Raw genomic sequence first — 21200 nt, forward strand, 5'->3', positions numbered from 1 at the left:
ACACGTGGACGCAGCCGCCTCTACGACGTCCGTGCTGACGGACCCTTCCCGACAACTGCGACTGCTGATCGACAGCGTGCGCGACCATGCGCTGTACCTGCTTGATCCTGAAGGCATCGTGTGCAGCTGGAACCCGGGCGCCGAACGTATCAAAGGCTATTCAGCCGATGAAGTGGTGGGAACGCACTTCAGCCGCTTCTACCTGGCCGCCGACCGCGAGGCCGGTGAACCGAAGCGCCTGCTTCGCGTGGCAGCGCAGCAGGGTCATGCCGCCAGTGAGGGCTGGCGCGTTCGCCGCGATGGCTCGTCGTTCCGCGCCAGCGTGGTCATCGAACCGGTCGTGGAAGCCGGCGAACTGCTCGGCTTCGTCAAGATCACCCGTGACATCACCGAGCAGTGGCAGGCGCAGCGGCTGCTGCGCGATGCCCAGCGTGCGCTGCGCAATACGCAGCAGTTCGAGACGGTCGGCCGGCTCACTCGCGGCCTCTCACATGAGTTCAACAACCTGCTGACCACCATCGGCAACGCCCTTGACCTGCTTTCGCTGCGTGTCAGCAGTGACGATGCACGCGCAGCCGAGCTGCTGGATGCCGCGCAGGCAGCCACCGACCGCGGCGCGCTGCTGACCCGCCAGCTGCTGGCCTTCAGCACCGGCCAGACCCTGATCCGGGAATCGGTGGACATCAATGCGCTGGTACGACAGTGGCTGCCGGACCTGCAACGCGCCTGCCCGCCCACGGTGGTACTGGAAGCCCATCTCACCCCGGGCCTGCCGCTGGTGAGCACCGATGCGATGCAGCTCCAGACCGCCCTGGCGAACCTGGTGGCCAATGCCGTGGAGGCCACCGCCGATGGCGGCCGCATCCTGATCGGCACCGCGTTGGAACATCGCCTCGACCCGGATGCGGACACCACGCTGCAACGCGGCTATGTCACCCTCAGCGTCTGCGACGAAGGCCACGGCATGGCCGCCGACATCGCCGAGCGGGCCAGCGAGCCCTTCTTCACCACCAAGGACATCGGCAAGGGCAGCGGCCTGGGCCTGAGCCAGGTGTTCGGATTCACTACCCAGAGCGGCGGCTTCGTCGATGTGTCCACCACGCCCGGTGTCGGCACCACGGTCAGCCTGCTGCTCCCCGCAACCGAGGATGCAACCCATGACCGATGACCCGATCCGCGTACTGATGGTGGAGGACCAGAACGATCTGCGCGAGATGATCGGCATGGCCCTGCGCGATTTCGGCATCGAGGTGTCCACCACCGCCGACGGGCATGAAGCCGCTGCGTTGCTGAAGGGCGACGCACGCTTCGACGTGGTGTTCAGCGATGTCAGCATGCCCAATGGCATGTCCGGCATCGAGCTCAGCGAGCACGTCGCGCGTGAGCAGCCGCATGCACGCATGATCCTGTCCTCCGGCTATGCGCGTTCGCAGCTGCCGCCGCTTCCTGAGCAGGTGGAGTTCCTGCCCAAGCCCTATCGCTTGCGCCAGCTGGTTGAACTGCTCAAGCAGGACTGAAGGCGTACCGGCCTGCGTGGCCATGCTCAGCGCCGGGCCCGCTGCATGAACAGCAGCGCCGGCGTGGATGCAGTGTCCACCGGCTCGAAGCCGAGGGTCCGGTACAACGCAAGCGCGGCGGCGTTGTTCCGGTAGACGCGCAGGGTCAGCCGTTGGACAGCATCAGACTGGAACGCCTGCTCGATCAGCGCGTGTACCAACCTCCGCCCGAGGCCGCAGCCCCGCGCCTGCGGGGCAACCAGCAGACGGCCCAGATGCATCGCACCCGGCTCGGTGCACCAGGTCTGGCCGAAACCCACGCGCTGGCCGTTTTCTGCCAGCAGCAGCCATCCCGGGCGTTCGCGCAGCTGCAATACCTGCTCGAACTGCTCGGGTCGCAGTGGATAGGGCACGCCCGGTCCGGCCCAGCGCCGCGTGGCTGCGGCCGAATCCAGCCACCCGGCGATGAGCGCGTAGTCCTGGGGTTGCACGGGCTGCAGGCGGTGGTCCATGGCGGGCGGATCGCGTGGCGAGGCGCCAGCATATCCGAGTGGCCTCGCGGGCAGCGTGCGGACGTGGCGCCGCATACAGGGTGACCCCGGCCCGATTCGGACGGGCGACCTTGCCTTAGGAGGGGGCGACGGGGCCAAGAGTATCAAGGGGTCCGGTGGCATCCGTGCCAATCGTGTGCCAAAACAGGGCCTGCGGCAGGCGCTTACGCCCTTGGAAGGGCCGCGCGGGGCCCACATTCCCGGCGCGTCATCAGTCGCTTCGACTTGGGCGTTGCGACACCAGCGGGCGGACTCGACCCCGCCCGTGTGTTCAGCTCTGCACTTCGGCCCGGAACGCAATCTCAATGAGCTGCTCCGGGAACGCCAGCGCCGAGACCCCAATCAGGTTGCTGGCAACCTGCGGCACCGGCTGACCGTACATGGCCGGCCGGACCTTGCCGCTGGCCGCGAACGCGGCCGGAACGTCGATAACGAACCGCGTTTCCTCGACCACGTCAGCCAGCGACCCACCCAACTCTGCCAGCAGCACCTGCGCGTTCTCGTAGGTGCGCCTCATCTGGGCTTCCATGGTGTCGAAGTTGGCGGGCTTGCCATTCGCCCCCAGCTCTGCGGGTGCGACCAACTGCCGCTCCGGTGTATGGGACAGCTGTCCGGACACGAAAATCGTGTTGTTGACGCGGACCGCTTGAACGTACCCGTAAGCGGACTCCCACGGGACTCCGAAGCTGGCGGTCTTGCGATTGCTGGCGCTCATCGTTGCTCTCTCTGGTGAAAGGGCAAGTCCGACGAGCAAGTAACGTCGACCGCCTCCCCTGAACGGGGGATCAGATTCGAGGTCGGGACAGCTGCTCTCTACCTGCCCTCATGGCAGCCGGCCCTCTTTGGGTTACAGAGCCCGGCTATCCGACCACGCCTTATGACGACATCCAAAACCCTCAAAAGCGAGATAAGGTTGACGAATACCTGAAGGCGCGTTTCGAAATATACACATATGCTGCAAATGGCGCCGCAGCACTGGGGTTCTCCGTCTGGGCCCCCTTCATCATCAAATACGCGGACGGAGGAGAGTCTCAGTACAATTGGAATGCCGCAACACAAAAATATGTACCAATTGCGGTCTCCTACAAAGATCGCTTCGGGAACTTGGTTCCAGTGAGCGTTGAGCAACTCTCGGAGAACAGGGGAGGCGTAACGACCAAGTTTGAGTTCCCAGGGGGAGCGGATCCGGCTGACATCGCATCCCTGATCAACCAGCTAAACAATCTTGGTATTTCGGTGAGCGGAGGTAGCGGCGGCAGTGCGCCGACCGATCCGAAGATCATGATTTGCTCTAGCTCAATCATCGGCGGCAAGGTTACTGTTTCATGCGGATGGCTATGACTATGACAATGAAGTTCACTCCTGGGCTAGGCAGTGCAATTGTTTTCGCCGTATCCCTTCTGACCGTTGTACTTTTGGGTTTCATCCTTCCACACTTGTGGGCACCTGCGAACGGGACCCCCAGGCTGACTCCCTGGATGTACAACGGGATAGTCGTTTCAGGTGCAATTGCAGTCTGCTCCGCGCCCTTCGCCTGGCGAGGCATACTCAACCAAGTGACGAAAAGCAGGCAGAACAAGAGGTAGCTTTCCTCTTGCCTACCGCCCAGGCGCCTGACGGTCACTACGCTCGCAGGCGCCTCTCTCTGTCCATCTGACCCGTTCTTCAACCGTATAGTAACCACGTCCTTGGAACCACATTCTCGGGTCAGGGACAATGCGGGACGGCGAACTCCTGCAGCGACAGGGTAGCGCCGGTCATGCGGACCAGCTCCTGATAGGCGGCGGTGTTCTGGGCGGAATAGCACATGGGCGCAATCTGGCAGCAGGCGCCGTTGAACGCGCGTGCACCGGGGCCAGTCCATCCAGCGGTAGCTCCGCCTTCTCCGGCCAAGCGAACGTCTCCGATTGGGGCAACAGCGCGCGCACCTGCTCCCAGGACTCGATGCCTTCCGGCGGCGCCAGCACCAGCTGCTCCAGCGCCTGGTTCACAGCATCGCGCCACGCCACCATCGCGCGCGCCTCCAGGCGATACCGCTCCACGCCGCTGTGTAGTAGCTGGCGCACGACCCGATGCTGTCGTAGCCGCGCTCTACTGCCTCGGCGCGCATCCACGCGAACGCCTGATGCCGGATGTAGCGGTAGTGCGCGGGTGTGTGCAGCTCGAAGCCTGGGCCCGGCGACACCGCCGGTAGAGAGAAGTACCACGCACACCTCATCCCTGAGGGTGATGATGGCGCGACGGCCAAGCTCACCTATTGATCCGCCGTTGTGACCACTGTGACCAAGTGGTGCTTTCTGATGGCCTTATATGTCCTATTGCGATCTAGAGCGCTTCGCAAGTCGTTGATTCTGGTGACCCCGGCCCGATTCGAACGGGCGACCTTCCCCTTAGGAGGGGGACGCTCTATCCAGCTGAGCTACGGGGCCATGCAGCCCGGAAGTTTACAGGCAACGTGCCCTGCCCTCCAAGCATTCATGTTCCACCCGGTTCCCCTGGCGCGTTGCACCATGGCCGGTCGGGCCGCTCTGCTACCATCGGCGATTCAGTTCATCGCGTCCCCCACCTGCCCGCGATGGCGCCAAACAACGTAACGAAACACAGGAGTCTGCATGTCTTCCGAGCTGCTCAAGTCCCTTGGCCTGGACGCGATCAACGCTGGCACGTACCTGGGCAACGGGGAGTGGTCGAGCGCGACCAGCGGTGAGCTGATCACCCCGGTCAACCCGACCACCGGCGAGCCGATCGCGCAGGTCCGCGCCACCACTGAGGCCGAGTACGAGACCGTCGTCGCCCGCGCCCAGGAAGCCTTCAAGGTCTGGCGTACCACGCCGGCGCCGCGCCGAGGTGAAGCCGTGCGCCTGTGCGGTGAAGCACTGCGCAGGCACAAGGACGCCCTGGGTTCGCTGGTTGCCCTGGAAATGGGCAAGAGCAAGCCGGAAGGCGATGGCGAGGTGCAGGAGATGATCGACATCGCCGATTTCGCCGTGGGCCAGAGCCGCATGCTGTACGGCTACACCATGCATTCCGAGCGCCCCGGCCACCGCATGTACGAGCAGTACCATCCGCTGGGCCTGGTCGGCATCATCTCGGCCTTCAACTTCCCGGTCGCGGTGTGGAGCTGGAATTCGTTCCTGGCGGCGATCTGTGGCGACGTGTGCATCTGGAAGCCGTCCAACAAGACGCCGCTGACCGCCATCGCCTCGCTGAAGATCTGCAACGATGCCCTGCGCGAAGCGGGCTTCCCGGACATCTTCTTCCTGATCAACGATGCCGGCACCGCGCTGTCGGAAAAGATGGTCGATGACCGCCGCGTGCCGCTGATCAGCTTCACCGGCTCGACCCAGGTCGGCCGCACCGTCAACGAGAAGGTCGCACGCCGCCTCGGCCGCTGCCTGCTGGAACTGGGCGGCAACAACGCGATCATCCTGGACGAAACCGCCGACCTGAAGCTGGCCGTGCCGGGCATCGTGTTCGGTGCGGTCGGCACTGCCGGCCAGCGTTGCACCACCACCCGCCGCCTGATCGTGCACCGCTCGATCTACGCCGACGTGCTGGCCACCCTGGTCAAGGCCTACAAGCAGGTGGAAGGCAAGATCGGCGATCCGACCGATGCCGCCAACCTGATGGGCCCGCTGAACAGCGAAGGCGCCGTGCAGCAGTTCCTCGATGCCATTGCCCAGGCCAAGGCGGCCGGCGGCACCATCGAGACCGGCGGCACCCGCATCGACCGCGCCGGCAACTTCGTGCTGCCTGCAATCGTCACGGGCCTGAAGAACAGCGACGCCGTGGTCCAGCACGAGACCTTCGCACCGATCCTGTACGTGATGCCGTACGACACCCTCGACGAAGCCATCGACATGCAGAACGGCGTGCCCCAGGGCCTGTCGTCCTCGATCTTCACCCAGAACCTGAAGACCGCCGAGAAGTTTCTGTCGGCCGCCGGCAGCGACTGCGGCATCGCCAACATCAACATCGGCACGTCCGGTGCGGAGATCGGCGGCGCCTTCGGTGGCGAGAAGGACACCGGCGGTGGCCGCGAGTCCGGTTCGGATGCCTGGAAGGTCTACATGCGCCGCCAGACCAACACCATCAACTATTCGGATTCGCTGCCGCTGGCGCAGGGCATCAAGTTCGACCTGTGATGGCAAGCGACGCAGACACGTCTGTGGGTCAGAGCCCCTCCGGGGATCTGAGCCATGCCCAGGGTCGGATCCCCGCAGGGGCTCCGATCCTCGATTTCAGCGGCCGCCGCGTGCTCATTGCCGGCGGCAGCAAGGGCATTGGTCGTGAAATGGCACTGGCCTTTGCTGGTGCCGGTGCGCAGGTCTCGGTCTGCGCGCGCGGCCAGGCCGGCCTGGAGGCCCTGCGCACCGATGCACAGGCGCAGGGCACGCCATTGCATGCGTTTTCCACCGATCTGGCCGATCCCGGCCAGATCCAGGCCTGGCTGCAGGCCGCCGCCGATGCCTTCGGCGGCATCGATGTGCTGGTCAACAATGCCACCGGCTACGGCATGGCCGACAATGAGGAGGGCTGGGCCGCGAGCCTGCAGATCGACCTGATGGCGGCGGTGCGTGCCTCACGCCTGGCCCTGCCCTGGCTGCGCGCATCCAGCGATGCCTGCATCCTCAATCTGTCGTCGATTGCCGCGCAGCAGCCGCGCCCCGGTGGCGCGCCCTACGCCGCTGCCAAGGCCGCGCTTTCGCACTACACCACCTCGCAGGCGCTGGCGCTGGCCAAGGACCGGATCCGGGTCAACGCCATCGCACCGGGCTCGATCGAGTTCGATGCCGGGCTCTGGGACCGTCGCCGCGTCGAGGATCCAGCGCTGTACCACGGCACCCTGGCGAAGATCCCGTTCGGTCGCTTTGGCCACCCGCGTGAGATCGCCGACGCCGCCCTGTTCCTGTGCTCGCCACTGGCGCGCTGGGTTACCGGCAGCGTGCTCAACGTGGATGGCGGCCAGGTGTTGATGGGCTGAATTTGTAAAGCCGAGCCCATGCTCGGCTTGCACGCAAGACGCGGTCGATCCCGCATCAGCCCAAGGGGGCAGCCGAGCATGGGCTCGGCTCTACAGGGCACTGCCCATGGGATTGCCCGGGCAGAGGCACTATCATGTGCACACTGCCAAGGAGGACCCGATGAGCGTGGCACCCCGACAGACAAGCGCCCTGGCCGTGGTCAGCCTGGTCATGGGCATCGCCAGCTGGACCGTCCTGCCCTTCGTGGCCAGCATCGTCGCCATCATCACCGGCCACATGGCCCGCGCCGAGATCCGCCGCCGCCCGCATGAACTGGAAGGCGACGGCCTGGCCGTTACCGGCCTGGTGCTGGGCTGGGTCATGGTCGGCGCCGTGCTTGCCGCCATCCTGGTCTTCATCCTGTTCTTCGGCGGCCTGGCATGGCTGGCGGCAGTGTCGAACTGACGCCATGACCGCCTCCGACAGCACTGAACGCTTCAGCAGCCGCGTCGCCGACTACGTCCGCTACCGGCCCGATTATCCGCCCGCCCTGTTGGAGTGGCTGCATGGCCCGATGGGCGTCAGCCGCGAGGCCGTGGTCGCCGACATCGGCGCCGGCACCGGTATTTCCAGTCGCCTGTTTCTGGCCAGCGGTCATCCGCTGGTGGCGGTCGAGCCCAACGCTGCCATGCGCGCCGCCGCCGAACAGTGGCTGGCGCCGCAGTATCCGGACTTCTCCGCTGTCGATGGCCGTGCCGAGGCCACCGGCTTGGAGGACGCCAGCATCGATCTGGTCAGCGTCGCGCAGGCCTTTCACTGGTTCGACACCGTGGCGGTGCGCGCCGAGTGGCAGCGCATCCTGCGCCCCGGTGGCCAGGCACTGATCTACTGGAATTCGCGCCTGCTCGATGCCAGCCCGTTCCTGATCGGCTACGAACAGTTGCTGCTGGACTATGGCACCGACTACACCGCTGTGGCCGAGCGCTACCAGGACGATGCCACCATGCAGGCCTGGTTCGGCCCCGGCCTGCGCGGCAGGGTAGAGCTGCCAAACGTGCAGCATCTGGACTTCGACGCCCTGCGCGGGCGCCTGCTGTCCTCCTCCTACGCACCCCAATCCGGTCATCCCCGCCACGCGGCGATGATCGACGCTCTGCAGGACCTGTTCGCCGCCCATGCGGTGGACGGCCAGGTCGCTTTTGAATATCGAACCCGAGCCTTCCTCGGCACGCTGGACTGAACCGACGCATGTATTCGCTTGCCCGCCCCTTCCTGTTCTCGCTCGACGCCGAGCGCGCCCACGGCCTCGGCCTGTCCGCACTGGACCTGGCCTATCGCACCGGCACCACGCCGCTGCTGGCCGCACGCATCGCGCCGATGCCCAGCACGGTGTTCGGGCTGACCTTCCCCAATCCGGTCGGCCTGGCCGCCGGCCTGGACAAGAACGGCGAGCACATCGATGCACTGTTCGCGCTCGGCTTCGGCTTCGTCGAAATCGGCACCATCACCCCGCGCCCGCAGGCCGGCAATCCGCAACCGCGCCTGTTCCGCCTGCCGGAACACAACGCGATCATCAACCGCATGGGCTTCAACAATGCGGGCGTGGACGCGCTGGTGCGCAACGTCGAGCGCGCGCGCAACCGCCGCGGCCTGCTCGGCATCAACATCGGCAAGAACAAGGACACCCCCAACGAACAGGCCGTGGACGATTACATTGCCTGCCTGGACAAGGTGTACCCGCTGGCCGATTACATCACCGTCAACATCTCCTCGCCCAACACCGCAGGCCTGCGTGAGCTGCAGGAAGAGACCGCGCTGCGCCAGCTGGTCAGCCAGCTGCGCGACCGCCAGGAAGACCTTGCTGCCCGCCACGGCCGACGCGTGCCGATGCTGGTGAAGGTGGCGCCGGACCTCAGCGAACGCGATATCGACGCCGCCGCCCGCGTGCTGGGCGAACTGCAGGTGGACGGCGTGATCGCCACCAACACCACCATCGACCACAGCAGGGTGGCCGGCGATCCGCTGGCCAATGAGGCTGGCGGCCTGTCCGGTGCACCGGTGCTGGAGCAGTCCACGCTGGTGCTGCGCCGCCTGCGCGCGCGCCTGCCCGAATCGGTGCCGCTGGTCGGCGTCGGCGGCATCCTGTCCGGCGCCGATGCGGTAGCCAAGATGGCGGCCGGTGCCGCACTGGTGCAGTGTTACAGCGGCCTGATCTTCCGTGGACCGGCGCTGGTTTCCGAATGCGTCGAGGCGATCCGTCGCCGCCGCGAAGCGCCGAGCCGCGGCGCGGTGGCCCCGCTGTGAGCGCGCCTATGGATACCATCGACGGCAACGCCCCGCTGCGCTGGACGCTCACCCGCAATGCGCCGCTGCAGGCGCTGAATACCTTCCACGTGCAGGCCAGCGCCGCGCAGCTGCTGGAACTGCACGATGCCGCGCTGCTGCCGGAGGTGCTGGCATTGCCCGAGGTGGCCAGCGACCCACTGCTGGTGCTGGGCAGCGGCAGCAACGTTCTGATCGCCGAGGACCTGCCGGGCACCGTACTGGTGTTCGGCAACCGTGACATCAGTTTCCTTGAACACCGCGCCGACCATGCCGTGATCCGTGCCGGCGCCGGCGTGCCGTGGCATGGCCTGGTGATGTGGTCGCTGCAGGAAGGCCTGTCCGGGCTGGAGAACCTGGCGCTGATTCCCGGCACCGCCGGTGCCGCGCCGATCCAGAACATCGGCGCCTATGGCGCGCAGGTCGGCGAGTTCATCCAGGCCGTCGAGGCCTGGGACTGCCAGCAACAGGCCTGGGTACGGCTGGACAACGAACAGTGTGGCTTCGCCTACCGCGACAGCGTGTTCAAGCAGCAACCGGATCGCTACCTGATCACCGCCATCGAACTGAAGCTGCCACTGCTGCACGATCTGCGCATGGACTACGCCGGCATCCGCGAGGAACTGCAGGCACAGGGCGTGGAGCTGCCGAGCGCAGTGGACGTTGCCAATGCCGTGATCGCGATCCGCCGCCGCAAGCTGCCCGACCCGGATGTACTGGGCAACGCCGGCAGCTTCTTCAAGAACCCGGTGCTGCCGCTGGAACAGGTCGACGTGCTGCTGCAGCACTTCCCCGACCTGCCGGTGTTCCCGGCCGAGCAGGACGGCAAGCGCAAGGTCTCGGCGGCATGGATGATCGAGTCCTGCGGCTGGAAGGGCTTCCGCGAAGGCGATGCCGGCGTGGCCCCCAGCCACGCGCTGGTACTGGTCAACCACGGCAATGCCAGCGGTGCTGAGCTGCTGGCGCTGGCGCGCCGCATTTCGGCCTCGGTGCTGGAGAAGTTCGGCGTGCCGATCGAACCGGAGCCCCGCCTGCTCGGCGCACAGTGGTGAACACTCCCGCCCTCTCCCCCAGCGCCGCCCCGATGCGGGCGGCGCTGTTGATGCTCGGCAGTACGATGGCGTTCGGCCTGATGGCGGTCGCGATCCGCTACGCCACCCGGTACGTGCCAACCCAGGAAGTCGCGTTCTTCCGCAATGCCTTCGGCTTGCTGGCGTTGCTGCCGATGCTGCTGCGGCCGGGCCGTGCTCCGCTGAAGACGCAACAGCTGCCGCGCTATTTCGTGCGCAGTGCGATTGGCCTGGGCTCGATGCTGTGCGCGTTCTGGGCACTGGGCCACCTGCCGTTGGCGCAGGCGGTGTCGCTCTCATACTCCACGCCGCTGTTCGTCACCATCGCCGCCGTGCTGTGGCTGGGTGAAACCGTGCGCGTGCGCCGCTGGGCCGCGGTCGTGGTCGGCTTCATCGGTGTGCTGGTGATCGTGCGACCCGGTACCGCCGGCTTCACCGCGGGCAGCCTGGTCGCCGTGGCCGCCGCAGTGCTCAGTTCGCTGGTGGCGATCCAGATCAAGCAGCTCACCCGCGTCGACAGCGCCGATACCGTGGTGCTCTACACCTACGTGTTCTGGGTGCCGCTGTCGCTGGTTCCGGCGCTGTTCGTCTGGGTCTGGCCGAGCGGCATGGCCTGGCTGTGGCTGCTGGCCACCGGCGTGCTCGGCACCATCGGCCAGCTGTTGTGGACGCGGGCGCTGCGCCTGGGTGAAGTCTCGGCGCTGACCCCGATCAGCTTCCTGCAGCTGCCGCTGGTGACGCTGTTCGGCTGGCTGCTGTTCAACGAAAGCGTGGACCGCTGGACGATCATCGGCGCCGGCATCATCCTCGCCGCCAACGCCTACATTGCCCACCGCGAGGCCGTGCTGTCGCGCCGCGCCGCCAGCGCAGCCGCCTCATCAGCGGCGAAGCCCGCCGAGTAAATCCGCGCCACGCGTGGATGACGCTGCACTCCTCTGTAGAGCCGAGCCTACGCTCGGCTGCTCTTCGCGCCTCCACCGTTGACTGAGCGCGCAGGGTTCATCCACGCATGGCGTGGATCTACAGCGCGCGATACACCCGCTCGGCCGCGTCGAACACATTGCCCGGTGCGAACTGTTCGCTGAGGAAATGCAGCGACTGCCGGCGCAGCTGCGGCGACCGGTCCTCTCCATCGCTGCCCAGCAGGACCTGCTGGAACTCGGTCAGGTCCTGCAGGATGCGCCAGTGACGGTACCAGGCGATCCAGCGAGGGTCGCCGCGGTCACTGCCATAGCCTTCCTCGAATCCCAACGGGTTCTCGCGGCCCCAGCGCCCGCCGACAGCGCCACCGATGAACATCAGGTCGCGCTCGCGCGGTGCCAGCGACAGGCCATCCCAGTCGATCAGGTGCAGGCCGCCGTCATTGCCCATCAGCAGATTGCCGGCATGAAGGTCGGTGTGGCACAGGTGCAGCCGCACCGGCACATCCTGCAACGCCGCGTGCAGCTGCAGTGCCTGCGCGTGCAGCGCCGCGATGCGCGCGTGCTGCTGGTCCCAGACGGAAACGAAGGCACGGCCCAGCCCATCCTTGGCAGCCGCCAGGCCTTCGCCGGCCAGCCACTGCCCGACGGTATCAAGCGCCGCGGTTTCCATCCGGATGCTTGGCAGCGCTTCCTGCAGCGCCGGTGGCGGGCACGCCTCGTGCAGGCGCCGCAGCACCTCGCCCAACCGTTGCCATTGCGTGCGGCTCAATGCCGCCTCGAAACCGGACTGGCCTTCCACATACGGGAACAGGGTGAACTGCAGGCCCCAGCGCTGCACCGATGCCCCGCCGGTCAACGCCGGCCAGGGCGCAACGATCTCCTCGATACCCAGCGTGCCGCGCAGCCAATGCAGGGTGTCCCAGACGGCAGGGGCCACCTGATAACTGCGGCATTTCAACCACCACTGCCCGCGCCGTGCATCGATGCGATACACGCTGGCGTTGGCATCGGCGCCAACCGGGCGTGGCACCACGGCGGTCGCGGTGATGCCATAGGATTGCTGGAGGACTTCGCCGAGATGCTGCGCCGAAGCGGATGACATGGATGCAAGCGGAAAGTGTTATCTGCGACAACTATCGCAGATGTGCCCGCCATGACACAGACATGTCCGTCACAACATCGTGCCTGCGCGACCAACGTGCTAGCCGGCGACGCGACGCATCACCGCTTCCAATGGCCCCCGCGTGAACCGCCACGACCACAGCCACGCTGCGCCCGTGGCCAGCATCAAGAACAACAGCGCCCACAGCAGCACGGTCGGTAGCGACGCGCTGCCATCGAGCAGCCCCAACCATTCCAGCGTACCCATGCCCAGCAGGATGTGGCCGACGTAGAGGGTCAGGGTCATTCGCCCTGCTGCAGTCAGCGGTTCCAGCCAATCCCCCGGATACCGGCGGCTGATCCAGAGGCACGCGGCAATCGCGCTGCAGGCTGCGCCCGCACCGGTCAACACGTAGGCCGGTCCCGGCGGCATCGGCTGCGTTCCCAGCCACGGCTGCCAGGGCGTTCCCTGCGCAAGGTGCTGCACGGCCTGGCCTGCGCCGATCAGCAGCAGGCCCACCAGCAGCAACGCACGCTGCACCCGCGGTTGTGACAACGGCAGGCGCGCCAGCAGCATGCCCAGCAGGAAGAAGCACATCCAGGGCAGCAAGGGATGGAAGCCGTTGAACAGCAGGTTGCGCGCGGCACCCGGCCACTGCCAGAGACCGGCATACTCCAGCGTCTGCCAGTTCCAGCCCTGGCTGTAATTCCAGTGCAGCAGTGCCCAGAACGACCCGGCCGCCAGGCCGGCGATGCTGGCCAGCAGCACCCGTGACGACGCACGCAGCCACAGCACCGCCAGCGCGAAATACACCGCGTAGTAGTGCAGGATGTCGGCCGGGAACAGGGTCAGGTTGAGCAGGCCCAGTACCAGCAGGAACAGCGCGCGCCGCCAGGTCTGCGCGCCGGCCGGCATCCAGCCAAGGCGCTGTGTGGCCAGTACCAGGCCAAGTCCGGCCAGGGTGACGAAGGTCGCAGAGGCCTTGCCTTCCAGCAGATGGAAGAAGCCGGCCAGCCAACCCTGACCCTCTGCCGGCACGGCCATCGCCAGGCGGAAATTGACCAGCACCATGCCTGCCAGCGCCAGATACCGTGCCAGATCGAGGCCGTGCAATCGCCGCTCAACCGCGCTCATGCGCGTGCACCGAGCAGCAGCGCGAGCAGGCCAGGGTCCAGCGGAGCCTCATCGGTGCCACCGGCTTCGCCCAGCCCGCGACGCAGCGCATCGCTTTCGATGGCATCCAGCAGCACCTGCGCCTGCAGTGCCGGGGCCAGCACGGGACGCCGACGTTCACGCTGTGCCACCTGCTGCAGCGCTTCGGCCAGCACAGCCTGCAACTGCCTGCGATTGGCCGCAAATGCCTCGGCCACGGCCCGATTGCGTGCGCTCTCGGCCAGCACTTCGACGGCGAGCGTCGCCCATTCCGGATGGCTGCACAGCGTGTGGAAGTCCTGCAGGAACGCCAGCACCTGCGTGCGATCACCGTCGGCCACGGCCAGCCGCTGCAGCAACGGCGCCAATTCCTCGCTCTCGGCCACGGCCACTGCAAGGATGATCGCTTCCTTGCCAGGGAAGTGGTTGTAGAGATTGCCCAGGCTGACGTCGGCCGCCTGCGCGATGTCACGCATGCTGGTCTGGTGGAATCCCTTGGCGAGGAAGCACTGCAGGGCGGCCTGCAGGATCTGCGCGTTGCGTTGCGCGTTGCGGTCGGCTCGGTTCATGGCGCCAATAATGAACGAACGTTCGTCCACATGGAAGATGGCAACCCGGCCAACCAGCGAGTTCCGTTCAGCCGGCCCTTGACCTCAACTGCGGTTGAGGCCCGATGCTGCGCGGCCCGTTCCAAGCCCAACCCGGAGAGACTTCATGCCGCGGATGATCACCGCCCTGCTCGACAGCCGCGTGCTGTGGTTCCTGGCCCGACTGCTGCTGGCCGTGGTGTTCCTGTCATCGGGTCTGGCCAAGCTGCTGGCGTGGGACAACAGCGTGGCCGAAATGCAGGCGGCCGGGCTGCAACCGCCTGTGCTGTTCAACCTCGCCAGCGCCGTGGTGCTGCTGGGTGGCTCACTGTGCCTGCTACTTGATCGCCTGCTCTGGCTGGGCAGCGGCGCGCTGGCGGTGTTCATGCTGCTGACCATCGCCATCGTGCATGCCTTCTGGACCAAGCACGGCGCGGAACAGCAGCTGGCCCTGTTCTTCGCACTGGAACACCTGAGCGTGATCGGTGGGCTGATCTGCGCGGCCATCGCCAGCCGCGCGCGGGCTCAGAAGAACTCGTCGAGCAGCCGGTAGAACGCCAACCGGCGCTCGTCCGCTACAGCGCCGTAGCGTTGGAACAACGGCGTGACCCAACGCGTATCACCGAAGTTGTGGACCAGGCTGTGCGCGGCCAGCGCCAGGTCCTGGTAACGGTCGGCCACGCCCAGCCGCCCACAGTCGATGAAACCGCTGAAACGCCCCTCGGCCACCATCAGATTCGGAAGGCAGGCATCGCCATGACTGACCACCAGATCTTCATGATCGGGACGATTGCTGCACAGTTGGGCGAAGACCTGCTGTGGACTCTGTCCCAGGCGTTCGTCATCGAAGTCATCGGCGTCCACGCGCCCCGCCTCGACCCGTGCCTGCGCGGCCGGCAGGCGCGAGGCCAGCCGCTGATCGAACGGACAGGCTGCTACCGGCAACGCATGCAGCCCGCGCAGCGCGTCGGCCAGTATCTCCACCCGTTGCTGCGGCGCGAGTTCCGGCGACGAAGCCAGATCGCGGCCAGGCAGCGCGCTCATCAGCAACCAGTGCCGGCCCGCTTCTTCGGCCGTGGCAATCACCGTTGGCGCCGGTTGTCCCTGTGCCTGGAGCCAGCGCAGGCGCGCGATCTCATCGCCCAGCTCACTGAAGGCATCGATCAGTTCCGACTTGAGGAAGGCGTCGGGTCTACCTGGCCGCAGCACGCGGGCAACGTCGGCCCGCGAAACACCCATCGACTGCCGCTCGATGCGCGCGTCGGCCAACGCTTTCTGCCACGCCAACGGCAGCGGCATGCCATCAGTGGTGGCGTTGTGCTCGTCCATGCCAGGAGATTCCTGTTGCCGGTGACCCTACGCATTCTCGCTCATCCTGGCGCACATCGCCCCCCGTGCGGGAGGCGATGTGCGCGCTGACCGGGCGGTCGGCGGCCACCGCGTCCCAGCGCCTGCAGCAGCGACGGCTGCTGCCACGGTACCGGTGCCAGTTCGACGACACGGCCTCGACCCTTACCGCCGAACGCGGCGGCCTGCGCGCGTTCGCCAAGTGGAGCACCGTTCTGGCAGCCGATCGTGGCTGCCGCAGTACAACGAGGAAGCAACATGAAATTGATGGTCATCGGCGCCAGCAAGGGCCTGGGGCGCGCGTTCGTGGAAGGCCTCTGTGCCATGGGTGACACTGTGATTGGTGTCTCGCGCAACCGCCCGTGCGGCATCGCCTGCGCTGACGGCGTCACCCTGCAATGGATCGAAGCAGACCTGTCCCGGCCGACCGTGGCTGCCGACCACATCGCAGCGCAGGCACCGACCGATATCGATGTGCTGATCCACAACCTGGGCATCTGGGAAGACAAGGCCTTCAGCGACGAGTACGCCTTCCTCGATGAAAGCGATGCTGCACTCACGAAGCTGGTCGACGTCAACATCACCGCGACCCTTTTACTGCTGCAACGCCTGCTGCCCCGCGTACTGGGCGCAGCGCGCCCGCAGCTGGTGCTGACCGGTTCGACCTCGGCCCTGCCTCGCAGTGGCCGCCCGGAAGTGGCGTTCGGCGCCTCGAAGTTCGCCCTCAACGGCATCGCCGATGCGCTGCGCGAAGGCTTCCGCGATCGCCGGCTGGCGGTGACCAGCCTGCAGTTGGGCTACCTCAACACCGACGACGCCTTGTCGGTGCCGGTGGCCGAGGCCGCAGCGCGCGGCGACGGTGAGCAGGTGCCGGTCCACGATGTCGTGGCCATGGTAAGCGCCCTGTTGCAGCTGTCATCCTCCGGCTTCGTGCGCGAACTGGTGCTGCCCGCCATCGCCGACCCGCGCTACTGACCTTGCCGGCCGCCGCAGAGCACGCTCAGTGGCCGCGCGCGCGGTCGTGGTTTACCCTGCTCGTCACTGGCCGTCGGTCACAGGCGGGAACCTGCTATGGATGCGCTTTCACGGGTCTCGACCCAGGTCCTGGACAGCGCCCTGCCCAGCCTGCCGCTGTATCTGCTGCAGGCCACGGCAGTGATCGGCATGATCGGCGTGCTGCTGATCGCCACCCGTCGCGCCGGGCACGCCATTGAAGGCCGTCGCCTGTATGTCGGCGTAGCGCTGGGCCTGATCTACCTGTTCAATTCCTGGTTCGTGGCCCGTTATTCCCAGGGTGTGGTCAAGCTGCACCTCGGCTTCGACATCCTGCTGGTCAGTGGCCTGCTGGGCGGCTGGCGCGGGGGCTTGGCCTGCCTGACCGCCGCCCTGCTGGCCCGCTACCAGTTCGTCGGCATCCCGTTCTTCCTGCCTGCCAGCCTTGAGGCCGTGTTGCAGATGGTGGCCGGCGTCTGGCTGCGCAGGCACCTGTACCCGCGCATGCTCAACGAGCTCTCGCCGCGCATGATCCTGCAGGCCTGGGGCGTGCGTATCGGGGTAACCGCTCTGGGTTTGGCGCTGGGTGTGGCGATCATTGGCGCCGATCAACTGCCGGTGGCCGAGCTGGCGATCCAGCGCGTGCTGGCACTGCCGGTCTCGCTGCTCGTGCTCGGCGCTGTGTTCGCGCTGGTCTACAACGATGCCCAGATCGATGCGCAACGCCAGCGCGAACAGGCCTGGCTCCGCATCGATCCGATCAGCGGGCTGCCCAACATGCGTGCGCTCGGTGAACGCCTGCAACAGTACTGGCGGGATAACGACGGCACCGGCAAGGCCTGCCTGATCGTGGCCGAGATGGGCAACCTGCGCGATCTGCGCCTGCGCTACGGGCCGTTGCAGGACAACGGCCTGTGGCAGCGCGACAGCACCGAAGAAGTGCATCGGTTGCTGCCCTCGCTGTCGGCTGCGCAGCTGGAGATCTATCAGTTCGGTGATGCCGCGCTGGCGATCCTGGTGCGCGGCCTGACCTTGTCCACACTGCGCACGCAACCGCAGATCACCGAGCTGGCCAGCAACCTGGCCGATCGGGTCGGCCGCGATTGGCCGGGCTTCCGGCCACTGTTCCGCTGTGCAGTGGTTGAATTGAAGCCCCCCGCTGATGCCGACGAAGGACATCTTCCATTCCGCGCCATAACCCTGGCACTGAGCGCGATCGAGTCGGGCGTGGTGTTCTTCGATGACCCGATCCAGCGCGACAGCGAGATCGACGCCCTGATCGAGGCTGCGCTCGAGCACTGGCTGCAGCAGGGCAATGCGCCGCTGTGCTACCAGCCCAAGCATCGTCTGCAGGACCGCCAACTGGTCGGCGCCGAAGCACTGCTGCGCATGCGCGACGGCGAAGGCCGGCCGATTGCCCCGATGCGGGTGATCTCGCTGCTGCGCCGGCAGGGGCGGCTGGCAGACCTGGAATGGGCCACGCTGCGGTCGGCGGTGCACTTCCTGCAGCACTGCCGGCGGGACGGCGCGGCGCTGACAATTGCAGTCAATGTTTCAGCCGAATCGCTGCGCCTGCACGACTTCGGCCTGCGCCTGCAGGAGCTGCTGCAGCTGCATGACATCCCCGGTGCGATGCTGCGCCTGGAGATCGTCGAATGGACCGAAATCGTCGAGCGCGACGTGGTCGATGCCAACATCGCACAGCTTCTGGCAGCCGGGGTCACCCTGTCGCTGGATGATTTCGGCGCCGGCTATTCAACCCTGATCCTGCTTTCGCAGCTGGCCATCGCCGAGGTCAAGATCGAGCAGGCACTGATCGCCACGCTGTCCGACGCCAAGTCACAGTCGATCGTTCGCTTCATCGTCGAGGTCGCGCACCGCTGCGGCGCGATCGTGGTGGCCGAGGGTACCGAGACCCTCGCCCAGGAACAGAAGCTGCGCGCACTCGGGGTGGATGTCGGCCAGGGCTACCTGTACTCGGCGGCACTGCCGGCCGACGAGTTCCGTCGCTTCGCAGCCAGCTAGACCGCGTAGAACCCCAGGAACATCGCCACCGCCGATTCGGCCACGCGCGCACGTTCCTGCGCGGTCAACGGTGGCTGCCCCATCGTGACCTGCGGCCAGAACGCGAAGCTCTTCACCAGCCCATGCAACTGGTGGCCGGCAAAGTCCGGATCCACCTCGCGCAGACGGCCATCGGCAATTGCTGCGCGGATCCAGGCACTCTCGCCACTTTCCTTCTCGCCCATGCGGCAGACGATGGCCTGCGCGCGCTCCGGTGAATGGATGATCTCGGCCATCGCGACCCGCGCCAGATCGATGAAATTCCCATCGCTGAGCAGGTCCAGCTTCTGGCCCAGCAACTGCAGCAACTGCGTCTGCAGCGGCTGGTCGGCGCGGTATGGCAGTGCGTCGCTGGCCACGCTGCGCTCCCACAGCTCCTCCAGGATCATCGAGAACAGCGCTTCCTTGCTCGGGAAATGGTTGTAGACGGTGCGCTTGGAGACCCCCGCCGCCTCGGCGATGCGGTCCATGCTGGTCGCCTCGTAGCCCGATGCACGGAACTCCTCCACCGCCGCGCGCACGATGGCGTCACGTTTGCGGTCGGTCAGGCGTTGCGGGGGACGGGACATGGCGGGAACCGGATAACTGAACGGATGCCTCCATTTTACACTCGACAGTGTACTTTTGAACAACACGAAACTACACTGTTCAGTGTACCCAGCGGACGTCACCCATGAAGCGCCTGCTCCTTGTCCTCCTGCTCGGAATCCTCGCCGTGACCGCCTACACCTTCTGCAAATCCTGGTCCCTTCCCGACTTCCCCGATTCGCCGCGGTACCGTGATGGCAAGTTCCGCAATGCCCTGCCCCGTCCGGCGATGGGCCTGCGCGACGGCGCGGAGATCTGGTGGACGTTCCTGTTCAACAAGCCCAAGGGCACCGTGCCCGCGCACCCGATTCCGGTGAAGCCGCTGGACCGCGCCACGCTGGACGCCGCACCGGATCGCAGCCTGTTCCGGCTGGGGCACTCCACGATCCTGCTGAAGCTGCGTGGCCAGTACTGGCTGACCGATCCGGTGTTCTCCGAGCGCGCCTCGCCGGTGCAGTGGATGGGGCCCGCACGCTTCCATGCACCGCCGATCAGCATCGACGCGCTGCCGCCGATCGCCGGTGTGATCCTCTCGCACAACCACTATGACCACCTGGACCATGCCGCGGTCATGCAGCTGGCCGGCAAGACCGCGCGCTTCATTGCACCGCTCGGCGTCGGCGACCAGCTGATCGCGTGGGGGGTGGATGCGCGCAAAGTCGAGCAGCTGGACTGGTGGCAATCCACCGAAGCCAACGGCCTGCGCCTGACCGCGACCCCGGGCCAGCACTTCTCCGGCCGCGGGCTGGGTGACAGCGACCGCAGCCTGTGGGCTTCATGGGTGATCCAGGACGGTGACTTCCGCATTTTCTTCAGCGGCGACACCGGCTACTTCGACGGCTTCAAGGCCATCGGCGAGAAATACGGTCCGTTCGACCTGACCATGATCGAGACCGGCGCCTATGATCGACGCTGGGCATTCGTGCACATGCAGCCGGAACAGACCCTGCAGGCGCACCTGGACCTGCGCGGCAAGTGGCTGCTGCCGATCCACAACGGCACCTTCGACCTGGCCCTGCACGCATGGCAGCAGCCATTCGAACGCATCACCGCGCTGGCCGCTGCAAACAATGTTGCAGTGGCTACGCCGATGATGGGCGAAGCACTGGACATGCAGGCGCCGCAGGCAGGTACGCGCTGGTGGGAGACGGTGGAGCTGTAATGCGGTGGGCTACAATTCTGGCCGCCGCTACGTCTTCGGGTGAAGCCTGCGCCCTTCCCGGGCCAGATTGATCTGTAGCGCAGCGGCGGCGAGCTCGGTCATTTCCGTCGTGACTTTCCCGCTGCCGCGCGCTCGCAGCCAACCGAGAATGTCGACGAGATGCCAGATCGAGGTCGAGCCGTCATGCACGGGGGATGGAAACGACTGCGGGTTGGCCAGCATGAGCTTCCGCATGTTCTGGCGCGACATTCCGAGCAGGTCTGCGACGTCAGTGAGCCCAACCAGATCGGGGCTCACTTCAACCAGTTCGGCACCGGGCACGGCCCGCTGCACATCGTCCAGCGCCGAACGCAGGGCAGCCCCTGCGCTATCTGCTTCGCGGCAGAACGCCAAGGCCAGCCGTCCCGGCAGCCCAAGGCCCACAAGCGCGTCGTCACAGCCGCCTTCGGCCAGGCGCTGCTCGAGGACACCGATTTCAATACCTGTGTCCGGCAAGCGGTACTTCAGGGTGAAGTTGAATTCCATGATTGACCCCTTCGCTTCTGACGAAGCGAGATCTCATTGCTCACGACTGCAGTTCTCGACCACACGCCGCAAGGCCCTTGCATGATGGCTGCCGCTACGCGGTGTGCTCCAGATGCTGACGATGCAGAACTCCCCGCATCGGCAATCGGTGTCGTTGTAAGGGCAATACATCCGGCCCCACGCATGGCCGCCCGCCATACGGAGCCTCCACCCACGATCCTCCGCGAACTGCAACGCCGCTTCGATGTCCTTGTCTGGATGACGCGCTCGAGACATTCCTTGTTCTCCATAGTCTGCACACGGCTCACGTTGGTTGTCAAATGACAACCACGTGGACGGACTTTCGACGTGCCC

General features: G+C 66.3%; 23 protein-coding genes and 1 tRNA gene. 14 read left to right on the forward strand and 10 right to left on the reverse strand.

Going from position 1 to position 21200, the window contains the following annotated elements; translation table 11 throughout:
- Positions 1-4: 4 nt before the first annotated feature.
- Together ACM0PB_RS06515 and ACM0PB_RS06520 are read left to right on the forward strand one after the other, a co-directional pair.
- Positions 5-1168 carry a two-component system sensor histidine kinase NtrB gene (locus ACM0PB_RS06515; protein WP_414604548.1) on the forward strand — a complete coding sequence of 388 codons (1164 nt, stop codon included), beginning with the start codon at positions 5-7 and terminating at the stop codon, positions 1166-1168.
- Positions 1158-1517, forward strand: a complete 360-nt coding sequence (locus ACM0PB_RS06520) for a response regulator (RefSeq protein WP_049413819.1) — start codon at positions 1158-1160, stop codon at positions 1515-1517. Before ACM0PB_RS06515 ends, ACM0PB_RS06520 begins: the two co-directional genes overlap by 11 nt.
- Before the next feature lie 26 nt (positions 1518-1543).
- Here ACM0PB_RS06520 and ACM0PB_RS06525 read toward each other — a convergent pair whose 3' ends face one another.
- Positions 1544-2008 (reverse strand): GNAT family N-acetyltransferase, encoded by a 465-nt coding sequence (locus tag ACM0PB_RS06525; protein WP_414604547.1) that lies wholly within the window; start codon positions 2006-2008, stop codon positions 1544-1546.
- Between the two features lie 310 nt (positions 2009-2318).
- The gene (locus tag ACM0PB_RS06530) at positions 2319-2762 is read right to left on the reverse strand and encodes a RidA family protein (protein ID WP_065197020.1); all 444 of its coding nucleotides are present in this window, start codon (positions 2760-2762) and stop codon (positions 2319-2321) included.
- 110 nt (positions 2763-2872) lie between these two features.
- Between ACM0PB_RS06530 and ACM0PB_RS06535 the strand changes: the two genes are divergently transcribed.
- Complete coding sequence (locus ACM0PB_RS06535; protein ID WP_155760305.1) at positions 2873-3388, forward strand: hypothetical protein; 516 nt, start codon at positions 2873-2875, stop codon at positions 3386-3388.
- Between the two features lie 646 nt (positions 3389-4034).
- Here ACM0PB_RS06535 and ACM0PB_RS06540 read toward each other — a convergent pair.
- Positions 4035-4301, reverse strand: a complete 267-nt coding sequence (locus ACM0PB_RS06540) for a hypothetical protein (protein WP_414604546.1) — start codon at positions 4299-4301, stop codon at positions 4035-4037.
- A gap of 98 nt (positions 4302-4399) precedes the next feature.
- A tRNA-Arg gene (locus ACM0PB_RS06545) sits at positions 4400-4476 on the reverse strand.
- 183 nt (positions 4477-4659) lie between these two features.
- On the opposite strand from ACM0PB_RS06545, the gene amaB reads away from it, so the two are divergent.
- From amaB to ACM0PB_RS06580, 7 genes are all read left to right on the forward strand, one after another.
- The gene (gene amaB, locus ACM0PB_RS06550; RefSeq protein WP_005416301.1) at positions 4660-6192 is read left to right on the forward strand and encodes an L-piperidine-6-carboxylate dehydrogenase; all 1533 of its coding nucleotides are present in this window, start codon (positions 4660-4662) and stop codon (positions 6190-6192) included.
- Positions 6192-7031: an SDR family NAD(P)-dependent oxidoreductase gene (locus ACM0PB_RS06555; RefSeq protein WP_414603881.1), complete on the forward strand. Its 840-nt coding sequence runs from the start codon at positions 6192-6194 to the stop codon at positions 7029-7031. The genes amaB and ACM0PB_RS06555 overlap by 1 nt, the downstream gene beginning before the upstream one ends.
- A gap of 160 nt (positions 7032-7191) precedes the next feature.
- Positions 7192-7476 (forward strand): DUF4190 domain-containing protein, encoded by a 285-nt coding sequence (locus tag ACM0PB_RS06560; protein ID WP_005413144.1) that lies wholly within the window; start codon positions 7192-7194, stop codon positions 7474-7476.
- A 4-nt stretch (positions 7477-7480) separates the two neighbouring features.
- Positions 7481-8251, forward strand: coding sequence for a class I SAM-dependent methyltransferase (locus ACM0PB_RS06565; protein WP_065197022.1), 771 nt, complete (start codon positions 7481-7483; stop codon positions 8249-8251).
- A gap of 8 nt (positions 8252-8259) precedes the next feature.
- Positions 8260-9315 (forward strand): quinone-dependent dihydroorotate dehydrogenase, encoded by a 1056-nt coding sequence (locus tag ACM0PB_RS06570; protein WP_005416297.1) that lies wholly within the window; start codon positions 8260-8262, stop codon positions 9313-9315.
- 8 nt (positions 9316-9323) lie between these two features.
- The gene (gene murB, locus ACM0PB_RS06575) at positions 9324-10385 is read left to right on the forward strand and encodes a UDP-N-acetylmuramate dehydrogenase (RefSeq protein ID WP_065177504.1); all 1062 of its coding nucleotides are present in this window, start codon (positions 9324-9326) and stop codon (positions 10383-10385) included.
- A 32-nt stretch (positions 10386-10417) separates the two neighbouring features.
- A complete protein-coding gene (locus tag ACM0PB_RS06580; RefSeq protein ID WP_005416295.1) occupies positions 10418-11305 on the forward strand; it encodes a DMT family transporter in 888 nt (295 codons plus the stop codon).
- Positions 11306-11423: 118 nt separating this feature from the next.
- On the opposite strand, the gene ACM0PB_RS06585 is transcribed toward ACM0PB_RS06580, so the two are convergent.
- From ACM0PB_RS06585 to ACM0PB_RS06595, 3 genes are all read right to left on the reverse strand, one after another.
- Positions 11424-12428: a phosphotransferase gene (locus ACM0PB_RS06585; RefSeq protein ID WP_414604545.1), complete on the reverse strand. Its 1005-nt coding sequence runs from the start codon at positions 12426-12428 to the stop codon at positions 11424-11426.
- A gap of 99 nt (positions 12429-12527) precedes the next feature.
- Positions 12528-13562 (reverse strand): heparan-alpha-glucosaminide N-acetyltransferase domain-containing protein, encoded by a 1035-nt coding sequence (locus ACM0PB_RS06590; RefSeq protein ID WP_053500027.1) that lies wholly within the window; start codon positions 13560-13562, stop codon positions 12528-12530.
- On the reverse strand, positions 13559-14149 hold the full coding sequence (locus ACM0PB_RS06595; RefSeq protein WP_111129081.1) for a TetR/AcrR family transcriptional regulator: 591 nt from the start codon (positions 14147-14149) through the stop codon (positions 13559-13561). Before ACM0PB_RS06595 ends, ACM0PB_RS06590 begins: the two co-directional genes overlap by 4 nt.
- Positions 14150-14294: 145 nt before the next feature.
- Here ACM0PB_RS06595 and ACM0PB_RS06600 point away from each other — a divergent pair, with 145 nt between their 5' ends.
- A complete protein-coding gene (locus ACM0PB_RS06600) occupies positions 14295-14720 on the forward strand; it encodes a DoxX family protein (protein WP_005416291.1) in 426 nt (141 codons plus the stop codon).
- Here ACM0PB_RS06600 and ACM0PB_RS06605 read toward each other — a convergent pair.
- Positions 14693-15496, reverse strand: coding sequence for an APH(3')-II family aminoglycoside O-phosphotransferase (locus ACM0PB_RS06605; protein WP_414604544.1), 804 nt, complete (start codon positions 15494-15496; stop codon positions 14693-14695). The genes ACM0PB_RS06600 and ACM0PB_RS06605 overlap by 28 nt on opposite strands.
- A gap of 276 nt (positions 15497-15772) precedes the next feature.
- Between ACM0PB_RS06605 and ACM0PB_RS06610 the strand changes: the two genes are divergently transcribed.
- On the forward strand, positions 15773-16489 hold the full coding sequence (locus ACM0PB_RS06610; RefSeq protein WP_164093020.1) for an SDR family NAD(P)-dependent oxidoreductase: 717 nt from the start codon (positions 15773-15775) through the stop codon (positions 16487-16489).
- A gap of 96 nt (positions 16490-16585) precedes the next feature.
- Positions 16586-18532 carry an EAL domain-containing protein gene (locus ACM0PB_RS06615; RefSeq protein ID WP_414604543.1) on the forward strand — a complete coding sequence of 649 codons (1947 nt, stop codon included), beginning with the start codon at positions 16586-16588 and terminating at the stop codon, positions 18530-18532.
- Here ACM0PB_RS06615 and ACM0PB_RS06620 read toward each other — a convergent pair.
- Positions 18529-19140 (reverse strand): TetR/AcrR family transcriptional regulator, encoded by a 612-nt coding sequence (locus tag ACM0PB_RS06620; RefSeq protein ID WP_005416287.1) that lies wholly within the window; start codon positions 19138-19140, stop codon positions 18529-18531. The two genes, ACM0PB_RS06615 and ACM0PB_RS06620, sit on opposite strands and share 4 nt — an antisense overlap.
- Positions 19141-19244: 104 nt before the next feature.
- Between ACM0PB_RS06620 and ACM0PB_RS06625 the strand changes: the two genes are divergently transcribed.
- A complete protein-coding gene (locus ACM0PB_RS06625) occupies positions 19245-20321 on the forward strand; it encodes an MBL fold metallo-hydrolase (protein WP_414603876.1) in 1077 nt (358 codons plus the stop codon).
- Positions 20322-20348: 27 nt separating this feature from the next.
- Here ACM0PB_RS06625 and ACM0PB_RS06630 read toward each other — a convergent pair whose 3' ends face one another.
- Positions 20349-20846 carry a helix-turn-helix transcriptional regulator gene (locus tag ACM0PB_RS06630; RefSeq protein WP_005416285.1) on the reverse strand — a complete coding sequence of 166 codons (498 nt, stop codon included), beginning with the start codon at positions 20844-20846 and terminating at the stop codon, positions 20349-20351.
- Positions 20847-21200 lie beyond the last annotated feature (354 nt).

This window comes from Stenotrophomonas sp. AR029 (genome assembly GCF_047520695.2).
GTDB lineage: Bacteria > Pseudomonadota > Gammaproteobacteria > Xanthomonadales > Xanthomonadaceae > Stenotrophomonas > Stenotrophomonas sepilia.

Coding starts and splice junctions, on each gene's coding strand:
- ACM0PB_RS06520 (WP_049413819.1), top strand. CDS start 1,158: ATGACCGATGACCCGATCCGCGTACTGATGGTGGAGGACCAGAACGAT.
- ACM0PB_RS06525 (WP_414604547.1), bottom strand. CDS start 2,008: ATGGACCACCGCCTGCAGCCCGTGCAACCCCAGGACTACGCGCTCATC.
- ACM0PB_RS06530 (WP_065197020.1), bottom strand. CDS start 2,762: ATGAGCGCCAGCAATCGCAAGACCGCCAGCTTCGGAGTCCCGTGGGAG.
- ACM0PB_RS06535 (WP_155760305.1), top strand. CDS start 2,873: ATGGCAGCCGGCCCTCTTTGGGTTACAGAGCCCGGCTATCCGACCACG.
- amaB (WP_005416301.1), top strand. CDS start 4,660: ATGTCTTCCGAGCTGCTCAAGTCCCTTGGCCTGGACGCGATCAACGCT.
- ACM0PB_RS06555 (WP_414603881.1), top strand. CDS start 6,192: ATGGCAAGCGACGCAGACACGTCTGTGGGTCAGAGCCCCTCCGGGGAT.
- ACM0PB_RS06560 (WP_005413144.1), top strand. CDS start 7,192: ATGAGCGTGGCACCCCGACAGACAAGCGCCCTGGCCGTGGTCAGCCTG.
- ACM0PB_RS06565 (WP_065197022.1), top strand. CDS start 7,481: ATGACCGCCTCCGACAGCACTGAACGCTTCAGCAGCCGCGTCGCCGAC.
- ACM0PB_RS06570 (WP_005416297.1), top strand. CDS start 8,260: ATGTATTCGCTTGCCCGCCCCTTCCTGTTCTCGCTCGACGCCGAGCGC.
- murB (WP_065177504.1), top strand. CDS start 9,324: ATGGATACCATCGACGGCAACGCCCCGCTGCGCTGGACGCTCACCCGC.
- ACM0PB_RS06580 (WP_005416295.1), top strand. CDS start 10,418: ATGCGGGCGGCGCTGTTGATGCTCGGCAGTACGATGGCGTTCGGCCTG.
- ACM0PB_RS06585 (WP_414604545.1), bottom strand. CDS start 12,428: ATGTCATCCGCTTCGGCGCAGCATCTCGGCGAAGTCCTCCAGCAATCC.
- ACM0PB_RS06590 (WP_053500027.1), bottom strand. CDS start 13,562: ATGAGCGCGGTTGAGCGGCGATTGCACGGCCTCGATCTGGCACGGTAT.
- ACM0PB_RS06595 (WP_111129081.1), bottom strand. CDS start 14,149: ATGAACCGAGCCGACCGCAACGCGCAACGCAACGCGCAGATCCTGCAG.
- ACM0PB_RS06600 (WP_005416291.1), top strand. CDS start 14,295: ATGCCGCGGATGATCACCGCCCTGCTCGACAGCCGCGTGCTGTGGTTC.
- ACM0PB_RS06605 (WP_414604544.1), bottom strand. CDS start 15,496: ATGGACGAGCACAACGCCACCACTGATGGCATGCCGCTGCCGTTGGCG.
- ACM0PB_RS06610 (WP_164093020.1), top strand. CDS start 15,773: ATGAAATTGATGGTCATCGGCGCCAGCAAGGGCCTGGGGCGCGCGTTC.
- ACM0PB_RS06615 (WP_414604543.1), top strand. CDS start 16,586: ATGGATGCGCTTTCACGGGTCTCGACCCAGGTCCTGGACAGCGCCCTG.
- ACM0PB_RS06620 (WP_005416287.1), bottom strand. CDS start 19,140: ATGTCCCGTCCCCCGCAACGCCTGACCGACCGCAAACGTGACGCCATC.
- ACM0PB_RS06625 (WP_414603876.1), top strand. CDS start 19,245: ATGAAGCGCCTGCTCCTTGTCCTCCTGCTCGGAATCCTCGCCGTGACC.
- ACM0PB_RS06630 (WP_005416285.1), bottom strand. CDS start 20,846: ATGGAATTCAACTTCACCCTGAAGTACCGCTTGCCGGACACAGGTATT.